This window comes from Pseudoalteromonas sp. S2755, from assembly GCF_005886535.1.
In the GTDB taxonomy this organism is placed as follows: domain Bacteria; phylum Pseudomonadota; class Gammaproteobacteria; order Enterobacterales; family Alteromonadaceae; genus Pseudoalteromonas.
Map to the genome: position 1 here is coordinate 19,688 of NZ_PNDS01000141.1, position 8,869 is coordinate 28,556.

Genomic DNA, 8,869 nt, shown 5'->3' on the forward strand with positions numbered 1-8,869 from the left:
GAATTATACGTTGCTATTGCATTTTCTCAAAGGTATAGGATGTCTCAGTTTGCATTTAAACAATTTTCGGTGACTCAGCATCATGCGGCAATGAAGGTTTCAACTGATGGTATTTTGCTTGGCGCGTGGGTTCCACTCGCTGAAGCCAACCGGATTATTGATGTCGGAACGGGAACTGGGCTTATCGCATTGATGTGTAAACAGCGGAGTCCAATTAGCAAAGTCCATGCGGTTGAGCTTGATGACGATGCGTTAAAGGATGCAGAATTTAATATCAAGCACAGCCCGTGGCCTGATATTGAGCTACATCGCTGCGCAATACAAGAGTTTGATAGCGAAATGCGCTTTGACCTCATGGTATCAAACCCTCCTTACTTCAACGCGAGCTTGAAAGGAGAAAATCAAGCGAGAAATAGAGCGAGACATACAGACAGCCTAAGTTTTGATGCTTTGCTTGATGCCTTCGAAAAGTTTACGACGGATGCTGGGCAACTTGCGGTAATTTTACCCTATCAAGAGAGCTTGCTATTTCAGCAGCTATTAGAAAAAAGAAATCTGGGGCTTGCAGCTAGTTGTATTATTCACACAACACCGAATAAAGCACCTTCAAGGCGTTTGATGTTGCTAGGCAAAGCGCGTTATGAAAGTGTCAGTGAAGAGGTGTTGGTGATTTATGACTCAAATAATCAATATACGAAAGAGTATGTTAGATTATGCCATGCGTTTTATTTAAAAATGTAGATGCCAATGCGTTACACCAATTGCATTACGTAAATGAACTATTCCAACTTTCAAATAGGTTTCAGAGTTAATGCAATTGGTAGTGTGCTAACTCATCGAAAGGTTAAAGCGCTAACTCAGTATATTCCGTCATGATTTGCTCTATCCAAGTTGCAATACGCTCGTCGCTTTTATCGTATTGACTGTCTTCATCTAGTGCCAGACCAACAAACTGACTTTTATCTTCGGTAAGTGCTTTTGACGCTTCAAATTCATACTCGTCTGAATTTGGCCAGTAACCTAAAAAGGTGACGCCTTGAGGGGCAATTTTTTCATGTAGCATGCCGAGTGCATCTTGAAACCATTCACCATAGCCTTGTTGGTCACCCATGCCGAATAGCGCTATCACTTTGTTGTTAAGGTCAACACTGTCGATATCGTCCCAATGAGACTCCCAGTCTTCTTGAAGTTCGCCGAAGTCCCATGTGGAAATACCAAAAATGAGGAAGTCAAACTGCTCTGCTTGTTTTAGCGGCTCGTCCTTAATATTAAATAAGGTAATTGTGTCTTTGCCGATGATTTCTTGAATCTTTTCTGCGGCCATTTCTGTGTAACATGTTGTCGAGCCGTAAAATAACCCAATTTGCATTGTATTTATCACTTTCAATTTGACTGGTATTATAGGTGGCAAGTCTACATCATGACGTTAATAATTAATACAGGTACTCTGTGAGCGAACACCAAGCAACTTCCCATACATTGTCCGATCCGCAATATATAGAAGCCTTTTTAGATGCGCTATTTTTGGAACAAGGGCTCAGTGAAAATACCATTGCAGCCTATCGCAGCGACCTTGAAAAGTTTCTCTTATTTATAAAAGCAGAAACCTCGGTGTCTTCTTTACTGGAGATCACAAGTCAGGAGGTCGAGGCTTATTTGGCACACAGAATAGACAAGGGCTTAAAAGCAAAGAGTAACGCGCGATCTATCAGTGCATTAAAGAGATTTTATTTATATTGGTTGCGAGAAAAACAAATCGCGCAGTCTCCACTGGATACTATTGCGCAACCTAAAACAACCCCGTCGCTGCCAAAAACCTTGTCAGAGCAAGAAGTCGAGGCTTTGCTAAATGCTCCTGATTGTGACGATCCGATGGGACTAAGAGATAAGGCAATGCTCGAGCTCTTGTATGCCACGGGGTTGCGCGTGACTGAGTTAGTCGGGCTAAGAATGGAACAAGTCAACATGAGACAAGCTGTTGTACTTGTCCGTGGTAAGGGCGGCAAAGAACGCTTAGTGCCCATGGGTGAAGAAGCATTGCATTGGATTGAACAATTTCTCAAAAAAGGGCGGGGCTTAATGATCAAGCATGCTACCGATTTTGTCTTTCCATCCAAGCGCGGTATAGGTATGACGCGACAAACTTTTTGGCATCGCATAAAACACTATGCTATTTTGGCAGACGTAAAGTCGCCGTTATCGCCACATACGTTACGTCATGCTTTTGCAACACATTTATTGAATCATGGCGCTGACTTGCGAGTTGTGCAAATGATGCTTGGCCATAGCGACTTGTCGACGACTCAAATTTATACACATGTTGCCAGTGAACGTTTAAAAACATTGCACCAGCAGCATCACCCAAGAGCTTAATTTTTGTTACTTGGGAATTATTTATGGTTACTCCGGTCTTAGTGAGTAGCACAAAGGGGCGTGTGAACCCCTCAAATAACAGGTTTTAGAGAGAATATAATGAAAAAACTAATAGTTGCCGCGTCACTGGCATTGAGCTTTGGCGCTTTCGCTGAGCAAGTTGAGGGTCCTGTCGCACCAACAGCACCAGTAGACCCAATTACGACGCAATTTAGCGGATTAGGTATAACGGTTAAGCAAATCAAAGATAGTCCGCTTGCTGGCTTAAAAACAGTGATCACAGATAAAGGGGTACTGTATTCAAGTACGGATGGTAAATACCTGATTCAGGGAACTATGATTGATCTTGATAACCGTCGTAATATCACCGAAGACGCGTTGAGTGATGTACGCCAGAAAGGCATTGCAGAATACGAAGATTCAATGATCGTCTACAAAGCGGAAAATGAAAAACATCAAATCACGGTATTCACAGACATTACTTGTGGCTACTGCCGCAAACTTCACCGTGAACTAGAAGATTACTTAGCGGCAGGTATTACCGTGAAATACCTAGCTTTCCCGCGTGGTGGTTTGCGTGGTTCAGGCTATGAAGATTTGAAAAATGTATGGTGTGCAAAAGATGCCGCGGCTGCACTTACTGAGGCGAAAGCTGGTGGTGAGGTGAAACCAGTTGAAAACTGCCAAGCACCAGTAGCCGAGCACTATCAACTTGGGCAGAGCTTTGGCATTTCAGGAACACCAGCGATTATTCTTGAAGATGGTTCTATGATCCCGGGTTACCAACCTGCAGCAGCTATTGCACAAATGCTAGACGCAAATAGCCCTAAGTCGTAATGACTCACGCTTAGCGATGGAGTTCGCGTTGAGAACTCGATAAGATAGCAAGATAAAGAATATAAAAGGCCATTTTGGCCTTTTTTGTTTTGTGAAAAAGTATGCATACAGAAATTAAACCAAGAGAGTGGGTTGATGACAGCCATTTACCGGCTTCACTACATCCCGTGATCAAGCAGCTTTATGCTGCCAGAGGGGTTAAGTCGGTTGTTGAACTAGATAATAGCGCCGCAACCTTACACGATTTTAAATTATTTAAAGACATCGAGCTTGCAAGCCAAATTCTGGCTGAAGCACTTTCTTTGCAACAACAAGTGTTGATTGTTGGTGACTTTGACGCCGATGGCGCAACGAGCACCGCCGTATTAATGGAGGGGTTGCCTCAGTTTGGCTTTCAGCGTGTGGATTACCTCGTGCCGGATAGATTTAGCTTGGGGTACGGCCTAAGCCCAGCATTGGCCGAGCAAATCGTCGCCATAAAACCTGATTTGGTGATCACAGTAGATAACGGTATTTCCTGTATTCGCGGTGTCGAAATCGTGAAGCAAGCGGGTATAAAGGTGATTGTTACCGATCACCATTTACAAGGCGATGAGTTGCCGTGTGCCGATGCGATTGTTAATCCAAATCGTCTTGACTGCGATTTCCCGTCTAAGTCTATCGCGGGCGTTGGGGTTGCCTTTTATCTGCTGATAGCGCTGCGGCATTATTTACGGGCACAAAATTATTTTGTGGAGCAAAATATCGCGATGCCAAATTTGGCGGCATTATTAGATATTGTTGCCCTAGGGACCGTGGCTGACGTCGTGGCTTTGGATGCGAATAACCGCACTTTGGTACACCAGGGGCTCGCGCGGATCCGCAGTGGTCAAACGCGACCAGGGATCCAAGCGCTTATCGAGGTTTCTAACCGTAATAATGCAAGATTAAGTGCCAGTGATTTTGGCTTTGCGTTGGCGCCAAGACTCAATGCCGCGGGGCGTCTTGACGACATGAGTTTAGGTATTGCTTGCTTGTTATCGAAAGACATTAACCAAGCTCGCCGTATTGCGTCCGAGCTCGATAGTCTAAATATAGAACGACGCGAGATTGAGCAAAGTATGCAGCAAGAAGCACAAGCCGTATTGGAGCGTTTGGTACTTAAAAGCCAAGAAGTACCAGATGCCTTGTGTTTGTATCAAGATGATTGGCATCAAGGTGTGATAGGTATTCTAGCGGGACGCTTAAAAGAAAAATATCACCGCCCATGTATTATCTTTGCACAAGGCGACAACGGTGAGATCAAGGGCTCATGCCGTTCTATTGAAGGTCTACACATGCGCGACCTGCTGGAGTCAATCAATACTCAGCACCCAGAGTTAATTGTAAAATTCGGTGGTCATGCGATGGCTGCAGGATTGACCATTTTAGAGTCTGAATTTGCGCGGTTTAAACAGGTATTTGAACAAAACGTCAGTGCGACGCTGAGCGAAGAAGCAAAGCAAAGCATTCTGTTGACGGACGGTGAGCTGCCGGGCGATTGCTTTACCATGGATTTTGCTTTTGAACTACAGCAGGCAGGCCCGTGGGGGCAGCAATTTAGTGAACCGGTATTTCAGGATGTATTTGAGCTGGTGCAGCAACGTATTGTTGGCGACAAACATCTAAAACTTGTGCTTAAGCATCGCTCGGGCCGATTGGTTGATGCGATAGCATTTAACGTTGACGTTCGGGTTTGGCCAAATCTCCAGGCAACCCATGCTTTATTTGCCTATCAATTAGATATTAATGAGTTTCGTGGTAAATATAATTTGCAGCTCATTGTGCGTGAACTTCAGGCGCAACCTAATAAATAGAGATGTGCGTACTGAGTTTGTTAAAAAACTCCCAAAATTCTCACTTTAAGGGATGCTAAGCGCGGTTATTATTTGATACTATTGGTCGCTTAAATCTATGGTCTGACCCGTTGTCAGGCCTGTTTGTGTGAATTCACAAACCGACAAATTTAGTTCTGGAGTAATGGTAAATGTTTGAAGTGAATCCTGTGATTAACCAAATCAAGGAAATTCGCGAACGTACAGAGCTTCTTAGGGGGTATCTTTGACTACGCTCTAAAGCAAGAGCGTTTAGAAGAAGTTAATGCCGAATTAGAAGATCCTGCTGTATGGAATGAGCCGGAAAGAGCCCAAGCACTGGGCAAAGAAAAATCGAATTTAGAAGTGATTGTTGAAACCATCGACAATCTTGTGACTGGTGCCGATGATGCGGAAGGTCTGGTTGAGCTTGCCGTAGAAGCCGAAGATGAAGAAACCTTCACTGAAGCAGAGCAAGAGGTCAACGGTCTTGTTGAGCAGCTGGAAAAACTAGAGTTTCGTCGTATGTTCTCGGGCGAGCAAGATGCCAACGATGCTTATATCGACTTACAGTCAGGCTCTGGCGGTACTGAAGCTCAAGACTGGTGTAACATGTTGCTGCGTATGTACTTGCGCTGGGCTGAGGCGAAAGGCTTTAAAGCCGAAATCGTTGAAGCGACCGATGGCGACGTTGCTGGTATTAAGGGCGCGACAGTTAAAGTCACGGGCGAATATGCGTACGGTTGGCTTCGTACAGAAACGGGCGTACACCGTTTAGTACGTAAGAGTCCTTTTGATTCAGGTGGCCGCCGTCATACTTCGTTTGCTTCTGTATTCGTTTACCCAGAAATTGACGACAATATCGAAATTGATATTAATCCAGCAGATCTTCGTATCGATGTATATCGAGCATCGGGCGCGGGTGGTCAGCACGTTAACCGTACAGAATCTGCGGTACGTATTACCCATTTACCGACCAATACGGTAGTGCAGTGCCAGAATGACCGTTCGCAGCACAAGAACAAAGATCAGGCGATGAAGCAGTTAAAGGCGAAATTGTTTGAACTTGAACTGCAAAAGCAAAATGCTGAAAAGCAAGCCCAAGAAGATGCAAAATCTGACATCGGCTGGGGCAGCCAAATCCGTTCATACGTGCTAGATGATTCACGTATTAAAGATTTGCGTACAGGTATTGAAAATCGCAATACCCAAGCCGTACTAGACGGCGATTTAGACAAATTTATCGAAGCAAGCCTGAAATCAGGCCTTTAATCCACAAGCTAAACTAAGAGCTAAACAATGACAGATCACAATCAAGACGAAAATAAACTTATTGCTGAGCGTCGTGGCAAGCTAGATGCGATCCGGGAAAATTGCCCTGCGAATGGCCACCCGAACTCATTCCGCCGCGAAGACTACACACAAGATCTACAAGCTAAGTTTGGTGATAAATCGAAGGAAGAGCTAGTAGAACTTGATCATCATGTTTCTGTTGCGGGTCGTTTGCTTGCGAAACGTGGTCCTTTCTTAGTGCTGCAAGACATGAAAGGTCGTATTCAGGCTTATGCTTCAAAAGACGTACAAAAAGACCTAAAAGAGAAGTATGGTCAATTAGATATCGGCGATATCGTTGGTGTTAAAGGTCCGCTTCATAAATCAGGTAAAGGCGATTTATACGTCGACATGGTTGAGTATGAACTACTGACTAAGTCGCTACGTCCACTACCTGAAAAGTTCCACGGTCTGACTGACCAAGAAGCAAAATACCGTCAGCGTTATGTTGATTTGATCACTAACATGGATACGCGCGAAACATTCCGTATTCGTTCAAAAGTGATTGAAGGTATTCGCCGTTTCTTAGCCGAGCGTGACTTTATGGAAGTGGAAACGCCGATGCTACAGGTTATTCCTGGTGGTGCCTCTGCACGTCCATTTGTAACGCATCACAATGCACTAGATATCGATATGTATCTACGTATCGCGCCTGAGTTATACCTTAAGCGTCTAGTGGTTGGTGGTTTTGATCGTGTATTTGAAATCAACCGTAACTTCCGTAACGAAGGTTTATCTACGCGTCATAATCCAGAATTCACTATGATTGAGTTCTATCAAGCATACGCGGATTACAATGATTTGATGAACTTGACTGAAGAGATGTTACGCACCGTAGCACAAGACGTGTTAGGCACTACTACGGTTGTTAATACTGTGAAGAATGCTGAAGGCGAAGTGACAGAGACGATTGAGTATGACTTTGGTAGTGCGTTCCAGCGTTTGTCTATGGCTGATGCTATTTTACAATATGGCCCAGATGCTGAAGCACAAGCTGAAATCTTTAAAGATCCAGAAAACCACTTTGAAGCACTAAAAGCATACGCTAAGAAAGTTCACGTTAAGATCCCTGAAAACTGTGTATGGGGTCCAGGCAAGTTCCTATGTGAAATCTTCGAAGAAGTCGCTGAACACAGACTTATCCAACCGACGTTCATTACTGAATATCCTTGGGAAGTGTCACCGCTTGCGCGTCGTAACGATGAAAATCCATTTATCACAGACCGCTTCGAGTTCTTCGTGGGTGGCCGTGAGCTTGCAAATGGTTTCTCTGAGCTTAATGACGCTGAAGACCAAGCTGCGCGCTTTGCTCGCCAAGTGGAAGAAAAAGATGCAGGTGACGATGAAGCAATGCACTACGATGCGGATTATATCCGTGCGCTAGAGCATGGTTTACCACCAACAGCGGGTGAGGGGATCGGTATCGATCGCCTTGTGATGTTGTTCACAGACTCACCGACGATTAAAGACGTTATCTTGTTCCCGCATATGCGTCCTGAAGTGCAAGCTGAACAGTAAGTATTTTCACGTAATCTGAACGTATATCTAGAAAAGCGCCTTATGGCGCTTTTCTGTTATTTTCGTAAGATAAATCTTACAGTATTTCTAAATACTTAGTTTTATTATGTAGTTATTGCCAACGCCTATTCATAATAAAAGTTGTTTCTCTTTTGAAACTAGATTATCCCAATTTCCTAACTAGTCTTTTTCAAGTTCTAATGCTGCGTTAAAAATAACGAATAGGGAATCCAAAAAGATGAGCAATAATGAGTTTGAAAATGTCGATGAGCACGAGCAAGCGAGAATCTTATATTATCGGGCTTGTATCGCTGAGTTTCAGCAGCTTGGTTATCAAGAAGCATTTTTGGACGAAGTTTTGCGTCAACAACGTGCATTAAGAAATACCTACAGCGATCCTAACCCCCTACAAAATGAGTAAAAATTGGCGTTAGTGCCGAGTAACTAAGCAGACTGCACAATCTATCACCATTCAGTGCTTTTTTACAAGAAAAGTATTTGACATATTTTTTCTAACCTATATTATACGCCCCACAAGACGGAGAGGTGGCCGAGTGGCCGAAGGCGCTCCCCTGCTAAGGGAGTATAGGGTTTGTAGCCCTATCGAGGGTTCGAATCCCTCCCTCTCCGCCATTTTTAATGGTTGTCTTGTACGGACGCATAGCTCAGCTGGATAGAGTACCTGGCTACGAACCAGGCGGTCGGAGGTTCGAATCCTCCTGCGTCCGCCACTTTTCCTTAAGTGGTTAAATAATAAAGGTAGGAAACAGGAAGTTGGAGGTTCACCTTCAAAAAAAATACGTCCTGAGTCCAGCACTTTTCTTTAGGTGGTTAAATATAAAGAAAGTTGGAAAACTATACATTTATAACGGACGCATAGCTCAGCTGGATAGAGTACCTGGCTACGAACCAGGCGGTCGGAGGTTCGAATCCTCCTGCGTCCGCCACTTTTCCTTAAGAGGTTAAATTATAAAGGT

Annotated in this window: 8 protein-coding genes and 3 tRNA genes; 10 read left to right on the plus strand and 1 reads right to left on the minus strand. The window is 44.1% G+C overall.

Annotated features, from left to right (window positions below; genetic code table 11):
- Positions 1–39: 39 nt before the first annotated feature.
- Positions 40–741, plus strand: a complete 702-nt coding sequence (locus CWC03_RS20230; protein ID WP_138583408.1) for a tRNA1(Val) (adenine(37)-N6)-methyltransferase — start codon at positions 40–42, stop codon at positions 739–741.
- A 103-nt stretch (positions 742–844) separates the two neighbouring features.
- Here the strand turns inward: CWC03_RS20230 and fldB are convergent, their stop codons facing one another.
- Complete coding sequence (fldB, locus tag CWC03_RS20235) at positions 845–1,369, minus strand: flavodoxin FldB (RefSeq protein ID WP_138583409.1); 525 nt, start codon at positions 1,367–1,369, stop codon at positions 845–847.
- Between the two features lie 80 nt (positions 1,370–1,449).
- Here fldB and xerD point away from each other — a divergent pair, with 80 nt between their 5' ends.
- The 9 genes from xerD (at position 1,450) to CWC03_RS20280 (ending at position 8,839) form a co-directional block, all read left to right on the plus strand.
- Positions 1,450–2,373 carry a site-specific tyrosine recombinase XerD gene (gene xerD / locus CWC03_RS20240; protein ID WP_138583410.1) on the plus strand — a complete coding sequence of 308 codons (924 nt, stop codon included), beginning with the start codon at positions 1,450–1,452 and terminating at the stop codon, positions 2,371–2,373.
- A gap of 99 nt (positions 2,374–2,472) precedes the next feature.
- On the plus strand, positions 2,473–3,210 hold the full coding sequence (gene dsbC / locus CWC03_RS20245; protein WP_138583411.1) for a bifunctional protein-disulfide isomerase/oxidoreductase DsbC: 738 nt from the start codon (positions 2,473–2,475) through the stop codon (positions 3,208–3,210).
- Positions 3,211–3,311: 101 nt separating this feature from the next.
- Entirely contained in the window at positions 3,312–5,045 is a 1,734-nt protein-coding gene (gene recJ / locus CWC03_RS20250; protein ID WP_138583412.1) for a single-stranded-DNA-specific exonuclease RecJ, read from the plus strand.
- Positions 5,046–5,215: 170 nt separating this feature from the next.
- A protein-coding gene (gene prfB, locus CWC03_RS20255; protein WP_138583413.1) for a peptide chain release factor 2 occupies positions 5,216–6,314 on the plus strand; the annotation gives its coding sequence in 2 pieces (ribosomal slippage) (positions 5,216–5,290 and positions 5,292–6,314; 1,098 coding nt in all).
- A 27-nt stretch (positions 6,315–6,341) separates the two neighbouring features.
- Positions 6,342–7,892 (plus strand): lysine--tRNA ligase, encoded by a 1,551-nt coding sequence (gene lysS, locus CWC03_RS20260; RefSeq protein WP_138583414.1) that lies wholly within the window; start codon positions 6,342–6,344, stop codon positions 7,890–7,892.
- Between the two features lie 238 nt (positions 7,893–8,130).
- The gene (locus CWC03_RS20265) at positions 8,131–8,313 is read left to right on the plus strand and encodes a hypothetical protein (RefSeq protein WP_010375970.1); all 183 of its coding nucleotides are present in this window, start codon (positions 8,131–8,133) and stop codon (positions 8,311–8,313) included.
- A gap of 119 nt (positions 8,314–8,432) precedes the next feature.
- Positions 8,433–8,525 (plus strand) — tRNA-Ser (locus tag CWC03_RS20270).
- 21 nt (positions 8,526–8,546) lie between these two features.
- A tRNA-Arg gene (locus CWC03_RS20275) sits at positions 8,547–8,623 on the plus strand.
- Between the two features lie 139 nt (positions 8,624–8,762).
- Positions 8,763–8,839: transfer RNA gene (locus CWC03_RS20280), tRNA-Arg, on the plus strand.
- Positions 8,840–8,869: the final 30 nt, after the last annotated feature.

What these genes read in the sequence shown, in the direction of transcription:
- CWC03_RS20230 (WP_138583408.1), top strand. Translation starts at nt 40, where the DNA reads ATGTCTCAGTTTGCATTTAAACAATTTTCGGTGACTCAGCATCATGCG.
- fldB (WP_138583409.1), bottom strand. Translation starts at nt 1,369, where the DNA reads ATGCAAATTGGGTTATTTTACGGCTCGACAACATGTTACACAGAAATG.
- dsbC (WP_138583411.1), top strand. Translation starts at nt 2,473, where the DNA reads ATGAAAAAACTAATAGTTGCCGCGTCACTGGCATTGAGCTTTGGCGCT.
- recJ (WP_138583412.1), top strand. Translation starts at nt 3,312, where the DNA reads ATGCATACAGAAATTAAACCAAGAGAGTGGGTTGATGACAGCCATTTA.
- lysS (WP_138583414.1), top strand. Translation starts at nt 6,342, where the DNA reads ATGACAGATCACAATCAAGACGAAAATAAACTTATTGCTGAGCGTCGT.
- CWC03_RS20265 (WP_010375970.1), top strand. Translation starts at nt 8,131, where the DNA reads ATGAGCAATAATGAGTTTGAAAATGTCGATGAGCACGAGCAAGCGAGA.